At 60.8% G+C, this 20,138-nt stretch carries 14 protein-coding genes; 12 read left to right on the forward strand and 2 right to left on the reverse strand.

Going from position 1 to position 20,138, the window contains the following annotated elements; genetic code table 11:
• Positions 1-4: 4 nt before the first annotated feature.
• Complete coding sequence (locus tag M2320_RS01690) at positions 5-583, reverse strand: anti-phage-associated DUF3780 domain-containing protein (protein WP_264595812.1); 579 nt, start codon at positions 581-583, stop codon at positions 5-7.
• The gene (locus tag M2320_RS01695) at positions 580-3,711 is read right to left on the reverse strand and encodes an anti-phage-associated DUF499 domain-containing protein (RefSeq protein WP_264595813.1); all 3,132 of its coding nucleotides are present in this window, start codon (positions 3,709-3,711) and stop codon (positions 580-582) included. Before M2320_RS01695 ends, M2320_RS01690 begins: the two co-directional genes overlap by 4 nt.
• 919 nt (positions 3,712-4,630) lie before the next feature.
• Here M2320_RS01695 and M2320_RS01700 point away from each other — a divergent pair.
• The 12 genes from M2320_RS01700 to M2320_RS01755 all read left to right on the forward strand — a co-directional run bounded on the left by M2320_RS01700 (position 4,631) and on the right by M2320_RS01755 (position 20,060).
• Positions 4,631-4,963: a DUF6634 family protein gene (locus M2320_RS01700; protein WP_264595814.1), complete on the forward strand. Its 333-nt coding sequence runs from the start codon at positions 4,631-4,633 to the stop codon at positions 4,961-4,963.
• Entirely contained in the window at positions 4,960-6,918 is a 1,959-nt protein-coding gene (locus M2320_RS01705; RefSeq protein ID WP_264595815.1) for an AAA family ATPase, read from the forward strand. The genes M2320_RS01700 and M2320_RS01705 overlap by 4 nt, the downstream gene beginning before the upstream one ends.
• Positions 6,915-7,145, forward strand: a complete 231-nt coding sequence (locus M2320_RS01710; RefSeq protein ID WP_264595816.1) for a hypothetical protein — start codon at positions 6,915-6,917, stop codon at positions 7,143-7,145. The genes M2320_RS01705 and M2320_RS01710 overlap by 4 nt, the downstream gene beginning before the upstream one ends.
• A gap of 419 nt (positions 7,146-7,564) precedes the next feature.
• Positions 7,565-8,380, forward strand: a complete 816-nt coding sequence (locus M2320_RS01715; RefSeq protein WP_264595817.1) for a hypothetical protein — start codon at positions 7,565-7,567, stop codon at positions 8,378-8,380.
• Positions 8,381-8,389: 9 nt separating this feature from the next.
• Positions 8,390-10,750 (forward strand): integrase catalytic domain-containing protein, encoded by a 2,361-nt coding sequence (locus tag M2320_RS01720; RefSeq protein ID WP_264595818.1) that lies wholly within the window; start codon positions 8,390-8,392, stop codon positions 10,748-10,750.
• A gap of 5 nt (positions 10,751-10,755) precedes the next feature.
• Complete coding sequence (locus M2320_RS01725) at positions 10,756-11,835, forward strand: ATP-binding protein (protein WP_264595819.1); 1,080 nt, start codon at positions 10,756-10,758, stop codon at positions 11,833-11,835.
• Positions 11,814-13,826: a hypothetical protein gene (locus M2320_RS01730; RefSeq protein WP_264595820.1), complete on the forward strand. Its 2,013-nt coding sequence runs from the start codon at positions 11,814-11,816 to the stop codon at positions 13,824-13,826. Before M2320_RS01725 ends, M2320_RS01730 begins: the two co-directional genes overlap by 22 nt.
• A gap of 64 nt (positions 13,827-13,890) precedes the next feature.
• Positions 13,891-14,310, forward strand: a complete 420-nt coding sequence (locus tag M2320_RS01735) for a hypothetical protein (RefSeq protein ID WP_264595821.1) — start codon at positions 13,891-13,893, stop codon at positions 14,308-14,310.
• Positions 14,307-15,128, forward strand: a complete 822-nt coding sequence (locus M2320_RS01740; protein ID WP_264595822.1) for a hypothetical protein — start codon at positions 14,307-14,309, stop codon at positions 15,126-15,128. Before M2320_RS01735 ends, M2320_RS01740 begins: the two co-directional genes overlap by 4 nt.
• A gap of 175 nt (positions 15,129-15,303) precedes the next feature.
• Positions 15,304-16,380, forward strand: coding sequence for an ATP-binding protein (locus tag M2320_RS01745; RefSeq protein ID WP_264595823.1), 1,077 nt, complete (start codon positions 15,304-15,306; stop codon positions 16,378-16,380).
• A 45-nt stretch (positions 16,381-16,425) separates the two neighbouring features.
• Positions 16,426-18,321 carry an ATP-dependent nuclease gene (locus M2320_RS01750; protein WP_264595824.1) on the forward strand — a complete coding sequence of 632 codons (1,896 nt, stop codon included), beginning with the start codon at positions 16,426-16,428 and terminating at the stop codon, positions 18,319-18,321.
• Positions 18,318-20,060, forward strand: coding sequence for a UvrD-helicase domain-containing protein (locus tag M2320_RS01755; RefSeq protein WP_264595825.1), 1,743 nt, complete (start codon positions 18,318-18,320; stop codon positions 20,058-20,060). Before M2320_RS01750 ends, M2320_RS01755 begins: the two co-directional genes overlap by 4 nt.
• Positions 20,061-20,138: the final 78 nt, after the last annotated feature.

Below are 20,138 nucleotides of genomic sequence, written 5' to 3' on the forward strand. Positions count from 1 at the left end.
ATCCTCAGTAGTCTTCGAAGAGTGGAAGATTAACTATTGAATCTGTCGGCTTGCCTTTGTTTTTGCGTCGTTCTGCCGTCTCGGCACCGGTGGGGTTCTCTGTCAGGGCGACCTTGATCGCCTTGCGCCATCCAATGTCCACGTCCTCGGCGGCCCCGGTCGTCGCTGAAGCCATGGAAAACAGCCACCAACGTTCTTCTGGCCGGAGCGCAACCCAATTTCGCAGCGCGTTGGGAATCAGCTCCTTCGGCGCCGCCTCAACGCCCCACGCCAATACGCAGAGTTCACGACCAAGAAGCCGTTCAACGCGATTGATGCCGCTGGTCCAACGGCTGGTCGAAAGCTTCTTTCCCTTCAGGCGTTCATTCAAAAGCCGCTTGGATTCTTCCGCGATCGCCGTCCAAGTGGCGCGAGGCAGCCTGCAACGGACGACGGTTTCCGGCAGACCATTTGCGCCGCCCTTAAGCCCATAATCTTCAATGATGACCACCGGCTCAGTGCGCGCCGCCGGTATCTCCACCACGAAGTGGTGGGGGTCCATCTCGTTGGGCACACCGAAGCCGGTTGTCTTTTTGTCGCTCATTGCTGCACGTCCGACGGATCGACCTTGAAGTCGGAAACCTCTTTCAGGAATTCTTCGAGATCGCGTCCGCTCTCGAACTTGAATTCCCCGAACCCAATCTCAACCTCGGCTGCATCCTCGCCGATGGCGGCGCGCGCGGCGGAGATGAAGGACTCTATGGTCTCCGGATTGAGCGCCGTTCCCGGCCCGAAGCGGGTCGTGGCGTTCTTGTCGCCCTTGCCAACGGTGACGGAAACGCCGTTGCCGAACAGTGCTTTTGATTTCTTGGCAGCCTTGATGACGCCGAAGGTTTCCGCGGTCGTGACAAGCTTCATTCGCTTGGCGACGACCGCAGGCTTTTCCGGGTCGATTGGAGTCTTGCCGGACGACGCTCGGATTGTGAATTCCTTCTTCGCCTCCACGCCCTCGTCCTCGGCGTAGGCGTAGAGCGTCACGTCGCCGTCTCCCGGAATCTCGATTGGTCCCGTATACTCCCGTCCTTCCTTGACGTTCGTTCCGTCGAGATTCCATCGAATTTTTCCGCGCGGCTTGACGTCGAGCGTAACCGTGCGCTTGCCCATTACGTCCTTCGGCTGGTGGGTCAAGCTCAGCGAATTCGTCCATTTTTCGGCTGCGCCAGTCGGGAACTTGCCGTCTGGATCCACCGCTAGGAACCAGAGAACTGTGGCGTCGGAATCGAAAACCACGTCAGGCACCGCGTCCGAAGCCTCCGATATGTCGGAGCTTTTCGAATAAAGAATTTTCGCCTTCGGGCCGGCGCTGATGGCGGTTACTTCAATGGTGGCCTTGCCAGAGTCGTCGCGTGAACGGGTTACGGCCTTGACCGAAGTCGTTGATGGCGGAAACGGACCTTTTTCAACGTAACCGTCGTTGTTGTCGCGCCAGTCGCCGGTCGCCAGAGCGCGCTTACGAATTTCGTCGAGTCCCTTCGGCGGAAGCCACGTCCACCTGACATTGCAGATCGCCTGTTCTTCGATGTCCTTCCAGCGTGCGCGCCGCTCGCTGCCGGCAATCCAGAGCATCTGCTCGGCGCGCATACGCAGCGCGTCGATGTTCGTGTCATCGACCTCCTTGTAGAGCTTGGAGGCGCCGGTCGCGGCGAGCGCTGACTCGATGGCCGTCTCGCCATCCACGAAATTGGACTTTCCGTCCTTCGACTTCGTCGGCGACATTTTCAGCGGCGTGGCAATGAGGCATTCGCCATCTTTGGGATGCCTGCCGGGATAGTAGAGGCGGTTGAACAGGTTGACGAGTGTCGCCAGAAAGTCGAACTCGGCGTTCTCGGCCTCCTCGTTCAACTCGGCAACGTTCTGCGACTTGTCTCCGCCTTCTTCATCGCGGACCTTGGCGACGGCCCATATGCGCCGGACCTTGTCCTCAAGCCTGCCGAGATCGGACCCGTCGCCGGTGACCACGCAGAAGTTGTTCTTGTGCGGCACAGCGGCGAAGAGCTTTTGGGCATCCTCTGGGGGCACGCGCTTGTCTGGACTCAAAACGAGAAGGAGGCGCCCAGCCGACGTCTTGATCTCGTCGAGCTTGGGAAGCGCCAGCACTTGGGAATAGGCGATCTTGCGTTTCGGTTCGAAGGCGTCGGTCAGGCGTCGGGCCATTTCCGCGTCGATCTTCGGCTGCGGGGCGCCCTCGGCGTACTTTTCGATTTTCTTCCTGAGGTTTTCGTTGCGGGCAAAGTTCCACGCGTCGTTCTCACGCTTGTGCAGATACCAGCACTCGGTTCTCAGCTTCTCGAAGGCGTCGTCGAACTCGATGGCGGAACGGTGCGGGGCGACAAGATTCTCGATGATCTGAGCCTGCGTGAGACCCTTTACGGCGCCGTTCGCCTCAGGCAGGGACGACATCAACAGCAGGGTCGCGACCTGGCTGGCCGCGTCGCTGTTCATCTGCTCGTCGATCACCTGCGCGTGGCCGCGTTCCTGCCCGGAACCAGCGATGTCATGGGCAATGGCGCCCGACAGGTCGTAGATGTGGGTCACGCCATCACGAATGTCCTGCTGCGACAGATCGAGATGCTGACAGCCGATCAAATAGACATCGTTGAGTTTGCGCTCTTGGACGGAGCGAACCATCATGGCCGCCAACGTCATCAGGCCGCGTGTCTGCCTGAACTTCTCGTTGTCCTTGAACAGGGCGAGAATGTGCTTGAAGGACGGGTGGAACGGATAGGACGCGTCGATATCGCCGGCGATCTGCTCGGCTGACTTTGCCACGGATTTCGCCTTCACGGCGTCGGAGATGGCTTCAGAAAAGGCTGCTGCAACCGAGTCGACGATGTTGGCATCGGGTTTTTCGGTCAGAAGGCGCGTGCGCAGGATGTGGTAAAGCTCGTCCGAGCCGAGATCGACCGGCGTGATCCCTTTCGCTTGGCGAGATGCTTCCTGCTGGAGATTGCCGATGGCTTTGTGGACCAGCGCTGAGATTTCTTGCGTGGCGCCGTGATAGCTTCCCGACAGGTTGGAAACGACGATGCAGAGTCTCTTCAGTTTCAGCGACGCGGACAGAAGGTTGGACAGCGCATACGTTGCAACTTCCGCGAGGGTTCCGCCCCCGACGCTCTGTGTCGCCGCGTAGCTGAAATAAGGAGGCAACTCGTCCAGAAGGATCAGGGTCGGTTCGTCGCCAATCAGGCCTATCCAGTCCTTCTCGTTCGGCGCCTGAGCTGCACCCTTGAAGAACTCAAGAAACTCCTCGGCTTTGCCCAGTTGTTCGGCTATGTCGCCCCAAAGGTGCTTGTCGCGCGAGACAGAACGCCCGGAAATCGCCACGACCCGTGCCTGCTGCGGCGAGAACCCCTTGGTGATTTCATGCGGGACAAGATTCGAAAGCGAGGGATTGGCCGCCAAATATCCCAGAGCGAGCATGGAGTGGGTCTTGCCGCCACCCATGGCTTGCTTCAGTTCGAAAACCGCCTGCCCGGAAACGCCTGCGAGGCGCTGAAGCCCCTGTCGAAGGAGAATCGACATGCCTCCGGTGACGTAAGTTTTCCGGAAAAACTGCTCGGCGGAGGAATGGCCGTGGCCGATCAGGTCTTCGAGGCTCTCGATCTGTTCGCTGAGGGCGTACTCGATGGCCTTCGGATCAAATTTACACGTGTCTCTTACGGTTTGCAGCATCGTCCAATTCCCGCATGAATCACTGAATCAAATCACAGGTCCGAACGACCTTTTGCTCAAGATGAGCGAACCCCTGTTGCGAGGCTTGCTCGGCGACTTCAAAGGCGTCGGCCTCGTCGTCTATTGGCTTCCTATTTTCCGGCATGTCGGTCGGCCCCAAGAAATCACTCGACAAAAATCACAGGAACGTCCGAGGAACGGCTCCTGAGTTTTCGAAACCCACGGGCACAAGACCCGAATCTTTGCGAATCAAAGCTAGCACGCTAACCTGGCATCGTCCGGAGCGTCACACGGTCCCAAATCTAGATTTTCGTCACCTTTATCTCGCCATGGTAACCGATGCTCGAGGATGTTGTCGCGGATTGTCTGGCGGCCCGCTTTCCCCTTGCGCTGGATTATCGACTTCGCCGTTTCACCTGCGGCACGGGCTCTAACGCGATCTGATATGACGTGCGCCCACTGACCGCGCGGCGGCAGGCGTCATCGGCACAACAAGCCATCCTCCCCCGCCGTTGCAAAAGGCGCGGATAGCACCCCGCCCTATCCGCCTCGGACCCCTCTTTTTTCCTACGCAATTCCAGCAATAACTGAGCCATTGACTCGGGATTCGGGATCTGCGCTTTTTAACAAAGAACATAAGTTGAACCTGAAATTCGTTATATTCGGCAGTTCGTTGCCGCACTTTAACCAGCGTGGAGTTCGCCATGCGTATTGCAGGCATCGACATTCCCAAGCTCATCGCTCCGGCGGTCCTAAGGGAACGACTGCTCGGTCTCGCCGCACTGATATGATGCGCGCTGTCGCCTGAGCGCAGCTCCGCCGGGCAATCCTCCGCAAGCAAATCATCACGCGCTGCCGCCGGTCAACCGGACGGCCTTCGCTGCCCTTTGCCCCTCCGGGGCGGAAGAGGAGAACGATCATGCACGCCCGCATCATTTACCCCGGAACTGGCCCGGACATCTATCGCCTATCCAAGGCTCTGACGGAGGACTTGGAGAAGATCGTCGCCGGCCTTGGGCCGACCGCCGCCGAATTGGCGTCAGCGCCCATCATCGACAACTGGTCGTTTGTGCCTCGACCGGAGATGGCGCTGGCAGGGCTGATTTCCGGCCATCCTCTCTTGGGGACAAAACACGGAATCACATCAGAAATTTTCGCGTTGGACGAGACACGTTCGTGGGTCCGGACGTGGACAAGATGGTACCGCCTAGGCCGCCAAGCCGGCGTTGACGATGATCGGAAATCCCAATGACCGACGACGACAGGCCTGACGACAGCGACGACGACGACTCCAGGAACGATGTCGTCGCTCCCTGCCCTTCCGACGGAAGGAAAAAGCGCTTGAAAACGTCCGCGCGCCGAGAGCTGATCGACCTGATCGTCGGTCAGGCTGTTGGCGCCTCGCTCATGCGGCGGCTGAAAACTCTAACCGGGAGGCCGCTCGTCGTCTCGGTGAAAGCTCCGGGCGCGGACTGGTGCAAACCGCTGGTTGGCGCGTTTCTTCGAACAAACGCCATGGCCATCCTCCGGGACGGTTCCACGAAGGGTGACAATGCCGAGAAAGGCAACGATGTCGTTTCCGAAGCTCTGAGCGAGGGCAAGCATGTCGTCGGTGTCAGCCATCTACCGGAGGCCCTGCTGCCGGCGACACTGACGCGGGCCGCCGACGCGCGGGTGGAGGCGAAGCATCCCGATGGCAAAATTATCCGGCGGCTGATCTCTATGTGCGTCGGCAGACCGCCGAAGAACATTCCCGAAGACATCGTCGCCGGGCTGTCGTTCGACGACATCGTTTCGGCCTTCCGGCGCGGCGCGACGCCGTCGCAGGTGGTTGCGGCGCTGGCGGCGGCGTCCTCCGCGAAGTGCCGCGTCTCCGTTGAGGACAGCACGCCGCCACTGGACCGGATGCCCGGATATGCGCGGGAGCTGCGGGAGTGGGCGTTCGCCCTCGCAGAGGATGTCGATGCATGGCGGCGCCACGAACGGGAGTGGCGGTCGATCTCGTCGTCTGTCGTTCTCGCCGGCCCGCCGGGCACCGGAAAAAGTTTGTTCGCACGATCACTGGCGGCCACTCTTAAGGTTCCGATGATCGCGACCTCTGTCGCCCAGTGGTTTGGGACGACCGCCGGCTATCTTGATTCCGTGATCAAGGCTGCCGACGCCGCGTTCGAGGGCGCACGCGCCGCCGCTAGGAACGGCGGCACGGGGTGCCTGCTCCTGCTCGATGAACTCGATGCGATTCCGAACAGGAACAATGTCGATGATCGGCATGCAGCGTGGTGGACGACCCTGACGACCGGCCTCCTGCTCAGGCTGGACTCGGCCACCAGCGACCGCGAGGGCGTCATCCTTGTCGGCGCGACCAACCATGTCGAGAACCTCGACCCCGCGCTCATCAGGCCGGGCCGCTTCGACAAGATTCAAGTCGTTGGTTTTCCTGACTCGGTTGGGCTTGCAGAGATTATTTCCTTCCACATGGACGGCGCCATGTCGCCTGCCGATGTCCTGCCGCTTGCCCGCACGCAGGCCGGTTCGACGGGCGCCGAGGCAGCGCAGTGGGCGAAGGACGCGCTCAGGAGGGCGCGGACGGCGGGGCGGAACGTCTGTTTCGACGACCTCGTCGCCGCCATCACCAGCGGCGCCGAGATGTCGCCGGGCGACCGCCGGGTGACCGCCATCCACGAAGCCGGCCACGCCGTCGTCGGCGTCGTCGTCGGCAGGAGGATCGAGGCCGTCTCCATCCTGAGCAAGGGAAGCACCGCAGGCGCGACGTCGATGCGCCGCGCAGGCAGCTGCTTCCTCCCGATGGACGATATCGAAAAGGAAGTCACCGTGCTGCTGGCAGGCAGGGCGGCGGAGATGGTCGTCCTCGGACGGGCGTCCGGCAGCGCCGAAAGCGATATCCGGGAGGCGACGAGCCTCGTCGCCGCCGCGCACGGCAGCTTCGGCCTCGGCGACGACCTGCTGTACCGCGGGTCGAGAGAAAAGGCGACCGAGCTGATCACGTTCGATCCGGCCTTCCGGCGTCTGGTCTCCGAGCATCTCGGCAGGCTGATGGACGCGACGCTCGACATCGTCAGGCGCGACCGGGCCGCGGTCGAAGCCATCGCCGACGCGTTGGTCGAGCGTGGATATGTCGAGGGCGACGACGCCGAGCGGATCGTCAAAGGCGCCGCGCCGATCATCGAAAAAGGAGACACACGATGATCGAACTGGACGGCCTCGACGAGCTGATCGCGAAAATCTTGATGCTTCGAAAAAGCCTCGGCAAACGGATTTATCGCGATGCGATTACGAAGGCATCGGCGGCAGTCGGACAGACCGCCCTTGCCGAAGCGGAAAGGCGCGCTGCGAAGCGATCAGGAAAGCGACGACCTACCGCCGTTGTCATCAGATTTCCAGTGACGAGACGGAAACCGGGAGAACAACGCTGATGCTCTTCAGTCCGATTTCTTCAATCTCGAGTCGATCGATTCGATCGCTACTTCCGGAAAACGCTGGGTATTTTCGGAAACCAACATTGGGGCGACTCAATTATCGCCGGTCGTCAAGATAGATTCTGCAATCGTCTTGGCTCATATTTGCGCTGTTCCGCACGGGGCGCGTTGGTGCCTCGCTGGAGTCGAGGAGACCGACGAAGAAAGCTTAGCCTAATAAGAACGCTCCGAGGATTTGCGTCCCCGGAGCGCGCATAAATCCACGCCGTTCGACCGATTGGGAAAGGGAGCGAACGGCATTTCACCGACGTCGCTGCCGCGACGGCGACAGGGACAATTTGCGCCGGCCTCCACCCGAACGTCAAGCGCGAATATCCCTGACCGAAGCGGCGGACGTCCTAACGGGGACGACCACAATGGCGGAAACCGAAGGCGGCGCCAATTGCACCCCCATGCCATTATGGCGGGGCGTGGACATAGAGAACGAGCGCCGTTTTGCGCTTGATAAGAGGGTATTTAACACTGCGGCCACCATTGTCGTTGCGGAGAACGGCGGTCCGCTGCGCACGATCGTGACCGGCGGCAAGATCCACTACACGGGCGACTTCCAAAGCCGCAAGAACGGACGGACCTGCTCGTGGGAATCGGAGCAGGTCGAGCTGCCCGGAATGATGGAAGCCGAGGTGCTCACCACCGTAAAATGGTGGCTTGCTCAGCCCTTCCGGTGCGAGATCCAGGACGGCCCCAAGAAGCTCGTCTACACGCCAGATCAAGTGCGCCGCGTGCTGGAAGGCGACACGTGGCGTGTCCTCGTTATCGAGTACAAGCGGGACTTATCCGAGGCCGAAAGGGACGAGGACTACGCGCGCAAGCTGGATGCGTTCAGGCAGCTCTGCCGCGGCGTGGGCTGGCGGTTCGAAATCCGCGACAAGAAAAGCCTCGGCACGCCGACCTACCGCCGCAATGTCGAAATGATTGCACTCGACCGGCGGACCCACGTGGCGCTGCGAGACCTCGACGCCATCCGCGCGCTCGCCGAGGACGGCGCCTTCGCATACGGCGCGGGATGCGAAAGACTCGGCGGCTACGTGGCCGGCAAAAAGAAACTGCACGCGATGATGGTGCGCCGTCTGGTCTCGATTCCGCTGACCCGCACAATCCTCCGCGATACACCTGTCGCGCTCGTCGATCGCTCGCGCGAGCCGATTGGCGGCAGCGGCCTGTTCGACTGAGGCGGGCCGATGGGGACGCAACTGATCCTTGATTTCGGGCGCGAGGCCGTCGTGACGAAGCACGCGCTGAAGTCCGGCGACGTCTACGAACTCGACGGTGTGCGGTACGTTTACAATCAGTCATTCGCCGCTCCCGAGGGCACGGCTCCCGAGGATTGGGCGGAACTGAACGAATACCTCTTCCTCAGGGAGCGCGACGGAGTCCGGCTGCAACTCACCGAGCGCAGGCTCGACGAGTTAATCTACGACCGTCTGTTCAAGCCGGCAAAGGAGGGCAAGTCGCTGCCGCGACCGCTTCCGCCCGATGGCCCCAAGGACCCCAAGGCGCGGATGCGTCAGTTCTGGTGCGAACGCTACGACGAAATCCAGCCCATGAAGTCGGACGCCTCGCTGAAGGCGTTCGTCGAGGACGTGATCGCCAAGTATAAGAACGACGCCGAGTTCCAAGGCTTTCCCGGTTACCCGGAGAAAATCCCTCATTACTGGTCCATCTGCGACTGGGTCGAAAAGCGGGGATATCCCGGTTGCCGCCCCCTGTACTTGATGTGTTCGAAACGCTCCGGACGCAACCATTTTCCGCGCGTCGTCGAGGATCTGATCAACGAGGCGATCGTCTGGTATTGGAGCGGGACTACGCGCGATCGGGTGAGCGCCCACATCCAGATCAAGGAGGCAATACGGCAGCTCAACAAGAAGGCGGAGCAGGATGGTGGCAAGCCGCTGCCAGTGCTGGCCTATTCGACGTTCTGCCGCAGGGTGTTCGAGTCCGAGAACAGAGCGACGTGGGGCGCCAAGTACGGCGAGAAGGCGGCGATAGCGCGCTTCGACGGCACGAACCCGCTGCCGGAGGCGAAGCGGATACTCCACGTCGTGTTGATCGATTCCACGACCGTGGACACGCACCTCGTTCTCGGAGACGACCTCCTGCCATTGGGCAGGCCAACGGTGAATTTCGCCGTGGACCTCTATTCGCGAGCGCTGCTCGCGATCTTCCTCACCTTTGAGCAGCCCAACCTCCACATGGCTATGGCGACACTTAAGAGGGTGCTGCTGCCGAAGCTGGATCTGATGAACGCATTCCCCGAAATGCGGGTCACGCTGGAGCCGTATGGCACGCCATCGATCGTCGTCGTGGACAACGCGTGGGCGCAGGCGGGACACTCATATCGCGACGCCTGTGCCGACATGGGCATCGACCTGCGCTTCGCGCCGATCCATACGCCGCAAGCGAAGCCTTACGTTGAGCGGATCGTCGACACGTTCCACCGGCTCGTCTTCCACAAGGCGCCGGGGGGCATCCCCTACGACACCAAGGTTCTCCGCAAGCTCGGCTTCGATCCGCAGAAGACGCAAGTCCTCGACATCAACGAGCTTTGGGAGCGGGTGATCGAGGCCATGAACGTCTACCACCTCAAAGAGCACGACGGCATCGGCGTGGCGCCGATCATTGCATGGAGGGCAAGCGCCTTGGTTCACGGCATAGACGTATGCCCGAACCCGGATCATCTCGAAGCCGCCGCCGGCGAGGTGCTCGAGGCCAGCCTGACGCGACAGGGCATCAAGCTCGAAGGCGTTGTCTACCACGACCAGCGAACCGTGACGCACCTGATGGACAGGTTGGCGCCCATCGATTCATTGAAGTCAAAGCGCCGGACCTCGCAGCGCGCGCGTGTGAAGATCAAGCGCAACCCGGCGGACCTGACAGTCATCCATGTCTGGAACCGGCGCGACGAGGAATACGTGCCGCTGCCAGCGGATAACGCGAATTTCCTTATGGGCCTGACCAAGACTCAAGCCAAGACCATCAAGATCATGGCGGAGCAGGCCGGACTGCCGTTCGACACGGACGTGGAGTGCTGCAAGGCGCGCGTTCAGCTCATCCAGAGACTGGAGGACGCCAAGCCACAGTGGCTGAAGGATGAGGAGAAGAAGCGGCAACGCATTCTGCTCGCCGATCGCCCCGGGCTGATCTCCGGCAGCATTCTCCGCGTCGCCGCCGCGCCCGCCCGCCACGATGGCATGGCGCCGATCATCGACGAGTCTGGCGTCCACGTCCCCATCGACCACGGAAGGCGCGCCGGCGGGGGCGAAGCCGTAAAGGGTTCGCGGCGCGGCGGGAAAGCTGCAACCCGCAAAGCCACGGCGACCCGGCGCAACTCCAAGGCGCTTTCGGACGCCCTGAACGCGCAGGCCGCGGCAGAGCGCGAGAGCCCTTCGGTCAAAACAGTGCATCCGGCGAAGGTCGAGTTTTCGGTGCCGCCGCGTTCGCCGCCGTCCGAAGGAAAGCTTTCAATGCGCGAGCAAATTTTGGCCAGCCTGGCGGCATCAGAGGGATGGGGCCCGGGCTCCCAGCCATCGAAGAAGGAGTAGTGGAGATGGACGACAGGAAACGGACGTGGTCGCAGGATTATCGGGCGCTGCATTGGGCGATCAACGACGCGCCCGACGTCACCATGCACCCGGACTACGATCGTCACATTGCGGAGTTCCGGAACATATTCATCGAGCACCCTCGTCTCACCTACATGCACAAGGCTTTCAACAGCCTCAGGAGGGAGGCGCTTATCAATCGCGGGAAGGAGCAGTTCGTCGTGCCTGTCATCGGGCCATCACAGTCGGGCAAGACGACGGCCATCGAGAGCTATGTTGAATTGATCAAGAAAAAGAAGGACATACCAAAGGGCCACATGCCTGTCGTGCGCGTCAACCTTTCGCCGCGCTCGAGCTTGAAGCAGTTCCAGTCGGACATTCTGGCTCCCCTCGTCATTGACGACACGGGCTATTGCGACACTTCCGAACTCACCAGCGGGACGGAAGCCGAGTTCCGGGCCCGGGTTCGGCGCTATGCTGAGCTTCGAAGGACCGAATTGATCGTAATCGACGAAGCGCAGCACGTTCTTCGGGCCAACAACCCCCACAGGGCGAAGCAAGTGGCCGACATGGTGAAGCTGATGTCGATCGAGGGAGCGACGGCCTTTGCCGTCGTCGGCACCGAGGAGTCGTGGCCGATCTTCCACTCCAATGGAGACCAGACGCCCTATCGTTGCATGGAGCCGTTGATCCTCAGCCCGCTCGACTTCGAGGACGAGAAGGAAGCCAAGATGTTCAAGGGCTACGTCGCCTTGCTGGACGAGAAGCTCACACAGCATCACTTAACGTCCGAATACAGCGATTTCGCTGAAGGAGATATGCCAGCCGCCTTTTGGGAGGTGACCCGCGGAATTCTGGAACGCGTGTCGCGGGTCGTCAGAACCGCTTGGCAATATTCTTTTGCGCTCGGCTCTCCTCGCGTGGAAAGGATGCACCTCGCCGCGGCGATCGACAGGTGGGCATTCCCTCTCAACCTGTGCCGCACTAATCCCTTCCGCGACGGCGCCCGCGAAATCCACGTGATCAAGGACGAATGGGTTAGGAATCCCTCTCCTGAGAGGGCATGGGAAAGAGCCTGCATATGACCCGCTATGGCGTAAGCAGGGCCGAAGACCTGCCCGACGAGATCGGGATTGCAGTTACGGACACCGAGGGCGGAACGCTAAAGTCTTTCGTCGGCACAACGGGACCGATGCCCGATGAAAGCTTGATCGGGTGGCTCGCTCGCACAGCCGCTTTCAACGCCCATCGCTCGCTGGTTAAGACGCTCTGGAGCAAAGTGGGCGTCCGCGCCCCAAGCCCAGCCGCGATCAGCCAGTCGCTGCGGGGCGAGGCCGCGCGTGTTGCCTTTCTGCTCAGGGCGGACCCCAATGAAGTGTTGGCGCGCGCCTGTCCGGAGATTGTCGGCGCCGGCTCGGCGGCCCGCATCGACTTTTTCGGCGTTCCGATCAGGCCACACTATCGCAACCTCGGCGTCAGACGCGTGTCGCCGCTGGCGCTGCGCCAAAGTGGGTACCATCGCGCCGTGTGGGAACTGAGGCCGCTCGCCTTCGATCCGGGCACGATGGAGCGCCTGCTCCAGAACTGCCCGGTCTGCGGGAGCGTCCTCGGATGGCGCCGCACCTTCGGGATATGCCATTGCGACCGCTGCAAGGATCGTCACCGGCGCCCGACCGTGGATCTCCGCGCTTTCCCGCAGCCGCTCGTCGAGGTGGAAGACATGGAGGCGCTCGCCTTCGTGGCCTCCCTCGTTGACCCGCTTCGCTCCGAACCGACCGTTTGGGGTTCGCGCCTTTCGTCCGAGGTGCGGGAGCTCTCGCGCGGAGAAATGTTCGACCTCTCCGTGGCGCTCGCCGCCGTGTTGGAAAACGACTCGCTGCCACCGGGCGAGCGGCGCGCGCTTCGGTTCTCAAAGGCGGTGGGGGCGCTGGGCCTTGAGCCGAGGTTCCTCGCTCTCGCCGGCAGGGCGTTGCTCGACTGGCCGAGGGGCTTCTTCCGCGTTGCCGACGCTCTGCGCGAGGGCATGGACGAGCGGGGGGGCGCCTTCGGCCTAAACAAGGAGCTGGGATCCCTCCTGCGGGCAAAGCGCGCCGCCCGTTTCGGCGGGCGCGTGGACGCCCTGCTCGACCGAGGCATCGCCGCGGACGTGGCGCGCACGGACATGGACGAGCTGCTGCTGAGGCGCGAGGAGTACCGCTCGGCGAACAGGATCAACGTGCGCGAAGCCGTGCGTGAGTTCGGCATCGATCAGGACAGGCTGGTGCGGCTCGCAGACAGCGGCGCCCTCAAGTGCGTCCGACATCGTCGCATTATCGTCTTCGACCGCGCCGAACTCGAAGAGGTCATCTTGCAGCGCGCCGATGCCGTCGGCGCCATGAGGACGGCGGCGCTGATCGGCGTCCCACTCGGCGCCCTGCCGGACCTCACGGCGCACGGCCTCGTTGAGAAAATCAAGGGACCGGTGGTGGGGATGCTGAAGGAAAAGGAGCAGTACCGCCTGTCGGCGCTTGACGCACTGCTGGCGAAGCTGCGGGACCGGGCGCATGAGCATGCCCGAGTAGGAGACGAGCGGCTGACGCTGTCGGCAAGTCACCTGTTCGTTGGCCCCAAGCCGTGGGCAGGAATCGTCGAGGCGGTGCTGTCGGGCATGCTTCCTGTGCGCTCGCTGAATAATCGACTGGAAGGCGTCCTTGACCGCATGGCCGTTGACCCAGACGAGTTCGGTGTCCTGTCAGCGCGCTTCGGCACACCGGTCGCGGCTGATCTCGACGGAATGACCAATTACGTCGAGGCCGCCGCGTTCTTCGGCGTTTCTCGCGCCTGCTTCAGCGAGCTGACATCGGCAGGACTGCTGCCGGCGCGCGACCGCGTCAACCTGCGCATCCGGCGCGGCGACCTCGCCGACTTCGCCGACAAATTCCTGTTCACCGGGGAGGCTGTGCGGCGACTTCGCCTGACAAAGGCCGAGGGGATCGCCTTCCTGCGAGCACAAGGGGTCGAACCTGTCGCCATCATGCTCAAGGGCAAGATGCAGCTTTGGGCCAAGGCGGACGTGCAGGTGTTCTTCGTGGCCTGACGGCTCGCGCGGACGATGGAAATAGCCGCCGATGGTGGCGCGAATGATCCGGATGGAGGAGGTCTTGGGAATCGATTTTGAAGCCCTCAGGGCGGAGTGGATGTCGGGCCGGCGCTGGATCGTCACGTTGCGCCCAGTCGGACCGGTCTGCAAAGCCAACAGGGTCGCAGTCACGGTGCTCGACCCTGACACGCGCACCGTTCTCGTTGAAGCGAAGATCGGACGCAGCGACAGCGTCAAATTTATCGATATTCTTTCGCTGCTCTGCCGGACGCACGGCGCCCCTGTCGCGATCGCGATCGAGCGCGAGGCGCTGCCGATCAGCGCGCGGTTTTCGGTCTTCGTCCATGGGCTCGGAATTGACGTTTATCAGATGCCCGGATCGAGCCTGATCAGGCGCACACCCTTGCCGCCCCCCAAGGACTTGGAGTGGCCCGTGCCGAAGCGGCCTAATCGATGCGTTCGCAGGGGAGGCGCAAAATGAAGATCTCGGTTTGCGGAGACGGCCGCCGCCTGAGGGGCATAGCAAAGAGGCTGAGGTCGCGATTGGCGACGAATGGCAAAGATATCGGCGTGCTGGAGTCACGAAATCTCGTCGCAAGAATGTTCGGGTACCTAGACGTTCACCATGCAAGCTTTGCCCGCTGGGACGATGAGCAGGCGCCGCTCGACGGGTTCGCCTCGCCCGAAGTGGAGGAGACCAGGCGCGCGCATTACGTGGACGTCCTCGTTGAATGGGGGCTTGATGAAGACGAGGCGCGACAGGTCGTCCACGACATCGGTCCGTCAAGGCGCGAAGTCTGGCGCGCGGGGCGGCGGCGTAAGCCGATCCTCGCAGACGTTTTCTGCAAAGACAGCGAGGCGCAGCCCCTAGACGCGGGCGCGCAGGGCGATCAGCCGCCGGTTGTCCCGAACAGAAATCTCTTTGCGCCGACGAGGGCAACACGGGCCAAGATCGCGGGGGAGATGCGCTGGGTTCTCGACGCGTGCCCGGCGGGATTTCCGGGCGTGACGAATGCCGGGTGTTGGGTCGCGATCGACGCCGACACTCGCCTGCTCCTTGACGTCTACATAAGGTCGGACGATCGAGCCAACGACGAGGTCAATTTCCTCCGGCACCTGCTAGTAAAGTTCGGCTGCCCTCGTCAGCTTTTCGTCGATTACGCCTTGTGGTGTTCGGAGGAATTCAGGGACGCCGTTGTGCGTCAGGGCATCGATCTGTTCGTCGGCACAAAACCGTGGGCTGAGATCGCCGAGCGGGTGCTGTTGCGCGAGATTCGGCGCGCTCGCTATAGGGAGTAAAGACCAGTTTGGGACGAGGACGGATGTGGCGCGGTTCTTCGTCGGTTCAGTTTTTCAACGATCAGCGCCGACAATCACGGAAAAATATTGGATAGCCACAAAAAAGTTTGACGTCTCCAATTCAGCTGCGACCATCGATGAAAGTGATTTGGTCGCAATTAGTAGAGAGACGCGGATGACCGTGAACCCGCCACATATTCCTTCCCGCGAACTGATCGAGAACGGCACGATCCGGGAAGATCGCTTCTATGAGTTCAAACATCGCGATGCGCTCGACGACAGCGACAAAAAGAAGTCCGACATCGTCGATGACGTTATCGGATTTCTGAATGCTGAACGCGTCGGCCACATCGTGTTCGGCATTAGGGACAAACGTGGCGCGTTCGGCGAATGGGTCGGCTTTTCAGATGATCAAGACAAAACCAAGCGGAAAATCATCTCGTTCCTGCACGATCTGATTGACCCGAAGCCAACTGGACTAGCCATCGGATTCATTGAACTCGACGGCGGCGAATATGCCATTGACCTCAGGATCGCACAGCACCGTTTTCAGCCCTATCAGAACAGGCGAACCGGCGGGTTCAAGATTCGCATGGACGCAGAGAACGCCGTGATTAAGCGCGACGATATCTACGCCCAATTCAAGAAGATTGAGGACTTTAAGGCCGATCTCGTCAAACGGTGCCTAGAGGAAGACCGCGCAGTCGCAGAAGCAAACGACATGGCGGACGAGGGCGCAATCCTGACGATCAGCATCCTTCCCCGGGATCATTACGAAAACTTGCCGCCCCTATGCGTGGGCGACAGACATGTAATGCGGCTGTCCGGGAGGGATTACCATTATCACCGACAGATATGGTTCAAGGGGTGTGGAAACGGCCAAGAGGCAGTCAGCATTGACGGAAATAGCAAGGTGATTACGCGGCTGATGGTGGCCGACGATTGGTTTATCCACGCAACGGTTGCCCACCCGATACAATGCGACGAAGAACGCGGGCGCAGTTTTTCGGCATTGAAGGAAATGCTGCACGACTTCCTGTCCGGAATCGAAGAACTCGCCAAGGCATCGAACGTGCGCGGTCCGTTCCTGCACAGAGCCGAGTTCACCAATCTGGGTAGAGGGAGGATCAAGGGAGCGTTTCACAGGCATGCGCCGCTCGTCGTCATGGGCGGCTTGGTTGAACAGATCACGGATGAAGGCTTTGTTGATCGCGTCTACGAGAAGGCCCTTTCCGTTTCGATCTATCGTTAAAAACCCGGCTCCCGGACGCACGCCGAAATTTTGAGGGCATCGCATATGCATCTCGCTTCCATTTCAATATCGAATTTCAGGTCCTTCGAGCGCGAAGAGATCACCTTGACCCCGCATGTCAGCATTCTCGTCGGCGAGAACAATGGGGGGAAGAGCAACGCCATCGACGCGATAAGGCTTCTCATTTCTCCGCTGAACGAGCGGCGTGAAATCTATTGCGAGCAGACCGATGTGCGTTTCGGTTCGGAAGCTCGCCAGTTCGAGATATCCGCGACGTTTGAAGGCTTGAGTCCTTCGCAGCAGGGCAGGTTTATTTCGGCGGTCATTGACCAGAAGATGGACACGGCTGTCCTTGGGATGACCTATGATGAGAAGCTGGGGCGCATACCCGCGCGACCGAGCTATTGGGGCGGACAGTTCAAGGCCGAACCGGAAGCCGGATGTCGAGACATGGTGCGGCACGTCTACCTGCCGCCGCTAAGGGACGCCAAACGCGCGCTCGCTTCAGGAAATCCCACGCGGATTCATGCACTCCTACAGCATTTTCTTGGGGAAACGGATCCGAAGGCGTTGGCTCAACGCCTCGGTCGCCAAGCCCATGACGAAGTTCTCAAGGCTGTGGACATGGCCGTTGACGACAATCTCAAGCAGCTTTCTTCAGGGGTCCGCAAGCAGGCATCTTCGCTGGGGTTCTCTTCCGACGAAACCCTCATAGACATCGCCCGCGACCTTCGCTTCAAGCTCGCAGATCACGGGATCGAACCGGAGGATCTGCGCTATTCCGGCCATGGGTACGCCAACCTGCTCTACATGGCGACGATCGCGGTCGAACTCGAAAAGGTCGGGACCGCCGACCTGACCCTGTTTCTTGTCGAGGAGCCTGAGGCGCACCTGCACCCGCAGCTACAGGCCGCAGTCCTTTCGTTCCTTGAGGAGCAGGCGGAAAAGTCTAGAAAGAAGCAGACTGGCTTTGGGCCAGCCGGACAATTGCAGGTCGTCGTGGCGACGCACTCCCCAAACCTTTCTGCATGGGTGCCGTGCAAGAACCTGATCGTGATCAAATCTCAGCCGGCGCAAATCACAGCGGTCGCAAGCGCACCAGAAAACGGGTCAGACGCATCAGCAGCAACGGCGACAACGGCGACAACGGCGGCGGCAACTCAAGAGCCGGCAGCGGAGCCCACCCGTCAGGAAGCAACTTCTGCTGCTGCGGCTCAGGATTCATTGCGCAGATCGACGCGTTGCGTCCCGCTCAGTGTGCTCGAAATGAGTGCCGCCGATCTGGCGAAGATCGATAGATACCTCGACGTGACCAAGTCATCCTTTCTGTTCGGAGGCAGAACCCTGCTCGTCGAAGGCATTGCCGAGGCGATCCTCTTTCCCGTGTTCGCAAAGCAATACGTGCTGAAGGAATCCATTGAGAAAATGCGCGCCTTCCGCACCGCCGTGTTCGTGCCTATCGACGGGGTCGATTTCAGGCCGTACGCCAGCTTGCTACTGACTCCCCACAATGGCGTTCGAGTGGCCGACCGCCTCGTCGTCGTAACTGATGGCGACGGCTTCAAGGCAGCTCCGGGAGAGGTGGCGCCGGGCGCGAAAAGGAAGACCGAGTTGGAGGCGCTCGCCACGGGCCTGAATGCCGCTGACGTGCTTGATGTCATGATCAACACCTATTCGCTGGAAAGCGAACTGGTCGAGGCGGGGAACGGCGACATCCTGAAGGAGATATACCTCACATTTCATTGCAGATCGGAAGAAAAATGGGACGCAGCCGTCGCGAAGACCGGGCTCGATAGGGCAAAGGCGATACAGTCGTTGTTCGAGGACACGCGAAAGGGCGACTTTGCACAGAGGCTGGCCGAGCGCCTGTCCGGCGACCATCCGCCGGTCTTCCATGTTCCGAATTATATTAAGGAAGCGATCGAGGCTCTGGTGCGATGACCGTGAAGCGTTTCGATCCGACCGCGCAGCAGGCAGCCGTCATCGGTCATGTCGGTTCGGCTTTCGTGGAGGCTTGTCCAGGAGCGGGTAAGACACGGGTCATGGTTGAACGGGCGCGGAGACTGCTCAGTTCCAGAACGGCAACGCAGGGCATAGCTTTTCTGTCTTTTACCAATGCAGCGATCGATGAGTTGGCTTCGAGACTGCGGCGAGAAGGAATCGTTTCGCCGACACCATTCCCGCATTTCTTGGGAACTTTCGACAGCTTTCTGTGGAGCTTCTTCGTTGCCCCCTTTGGCGCGCCAGACTGCCCTTTGCCACCGAGGCTGATGCCTGACATGGAGCGCATTCAAATCAAACCTTACGACGGAGCGCGGCCTTTGCCGCTCTCCTGCTTCGACAAGGTCACGGGGAGCATCATCGTCGGGTCAAGAGATTTAGGGGGCTTCGATCCGACGCAACGCAGCGCCAGAGCTTATGAGACCGCTGCCAAACAAATTCGGCAGAGCCTGAGCGAGAAAGGTTTTCTCGACTACGGAGACGTTAGATCGATCGCGTTAGCGCGCATCGCCGATTCGACGACTGCGTCCCGCTTGGCTGCTGCTTTGGCTACCCGTTTCAGCGAAGTCATTGTGGACGAGGCTCAGGATTGCAATCCAGACGACTTGAACGTGATCCGCTGGCTCCGCACATCCGGCATCCCGACCATGGTGATCTGTGACCCCCATCAGTCGATCTATGGCTTCAGGGGCGGCGTAACGGATCATTTGTTCGCATTTCGAGATGAATGTTCAGTCTCCAAGCATTTGCCCATGTCGGGGAATTTCCGGTCGAACGCCGCCATCTGCAACGGGATCGTCGCGCTGAGGAATAAGGATCATCGCGACCAAAGGGATGAGCCGCTGGGACTGAACAAGGACGATGCCACGCCCGTTCACATTCTCTCCTACCGCGGAACGCTGTCATCAGCCGTGGGCGAGGCATTCAAGAAATTGCTGGACGACCATGGCATCGAAGCCTCGGCCTGCCCCGTGTTGGCCACCACGCGAGACTGTGGCGGTAACGCGATCGGCCAGCCTGCGTCGAACAAATCCGAACACATGTCCATTCGATTGGCGAGCGCCGTCAGCGAATTTCATTTCGCCGGCGAACCCAGCGAACGTATCGCCGCGATGGAAGCTCTCCACCAGATAATCCTCAAGATGGAGGGGCGTCTCGACGGCACGACCTACCGGAAGTATTTGTCCGAGGGCCGCATCAAGCCCGACAGTTGGCGCCCGCGCGTGATTTCCCTCATGGATGCGTTGCGGTACGACGCGACGACCTTCGCGACCCCAGACGCATGGCTGGAACGCGCTCGAACTGTATTGGCGGAATACGCGACGGGTGGCAGGTCAATGGGCCAGCTGCTTCGCTCAACAACAGACCTTGGCAATGCGCTGGCCACGCCCTCGACTTTGGAACTCGCAGCGCGCACGATCCACTCCGTGAAGGGCATGGAGTTTCCCGCTGTGTGCGTGGTCCTGAGCACCGCTATCGCGAAAGGCGTCATCGATCACTTGATTGATGGGGGTGGCTCTGAAACCGCGCAGGAGAACGCGAGAAAAATCTATGTAGCGGCCTCGCGCGCTGAGAGATTGCTTGTATTCGGCGTTCCCCACAAGCAGGCGCGAAGGTTTGGAGACCATTTGATTTCGAATGGCGCGCAGGTAGTCCACGGTGAGATGATTGCTCAATAATCTTTTTCTAACTGTTACGATCAGACCGGCACCCACGCGGCGCAATTCAACTTGAATGTTGATAATGGACGGCGCGAG

This window comes from Rhodoblastus acidophilus, assembly GCF_025961575.1.
Taxonomy (GTDB): Bacteria; Pseudomonadota; Alphaproteobacteria; order Rhizobiales; family Beijerinckiaceae; genus Rhodoblastus; species Rhodoblastus acidophilus_C.

Bases quoted from the DNA above. Each gene is read 5' to 3' on its own strand.
- M2320_RS01690 (WP_264595812.1), bottom strand. From the start codon at position 583: ATGAGCGACAAAAAGACAACCGGCTTCGGTGTGCCCAACGAGATGGAC.
- M2320_RS01695 (WP_264595813.1), bottom strand. From the start codon at position 3,711: ATGCTGCAAACCGTAAGAGACACGTGTAAATTTGATCCGAAGGCCATC.
- M2320_RS01700 (WP_264595814.1), top strand. From the start codon at position 4,631: ATGCACGCCCGCATCATTTACCCCGGAACTGGCCCGGACATCTATCGC.
- M2320_RS01705 (WP_264595815.1), top strand. From the start codon at position 4,960: ATGACCGACGACGACAGGCCTGACGACAGCGACGACGACGACTCCAGG.
- M2320_RS01710 (WP_264595816.1), top strand. From the start codon at position 6,915: ATGATCGAACTGGACGGCCTCGACGAGCTGATCGCGAAAATCTTGATG.
- M2320_RS01715 (WP_264595817.1), top strand. From the start codon at position 7,565: ATGGCGGAAACCGAAGGCGGCGCCAATTGCACCCCCATGCCATTATGG.
- M2320_RS01720 (WP_264595818.1), top strand. From the start codon at position 8,390: ATGGGGACGCAACTGATCCTTGATTTCGGGCGCGAGGCCGTCGTGACG.
- M2320_RS01725 (WP_264595819.1), top strand. From the start codon at position 10,756: ATGGACGACAGGAAACGGACGTGGTCGCAGGATTATCGGGCGCTGCAT.
- M2320_RS01730 (WP_264595820.1), top strand. From the start codon at position 11,814: ATGGGAAAGAGCCTGCATATGACCCGCTATGGCGTAAGCAGGGCCGAA.
- M2320_RS01740 (WP_264595822.1), top strand. From the start codon at position 14,307: ATGAAGATCTCGGTTTGCGGAGACGGCCGCCGCCTGAGGGGCATAGCA.
- M2320_RS01745 (WP_264595823.1), top strand. From the start codon at position 15,304: ATGACCGTGAACCCGCCACATATTCCTTCCCGCGAACTGATCGAGAAC.
- M2320_RS01750 (WP_264595824.1), top strand. From the start codon at position 16,426: ATGCATCTCGCTTCCATTTCAATATCGAATTTCAGGTCCTTCGAGCGC.
- M2320_RS01755 (WP_264595825.1), top strand. From the start codon at position 18,318: ATGACCGTGAAGCGTTTCGATCCGACCGCGCAGCAGGCAGCCGTCATC.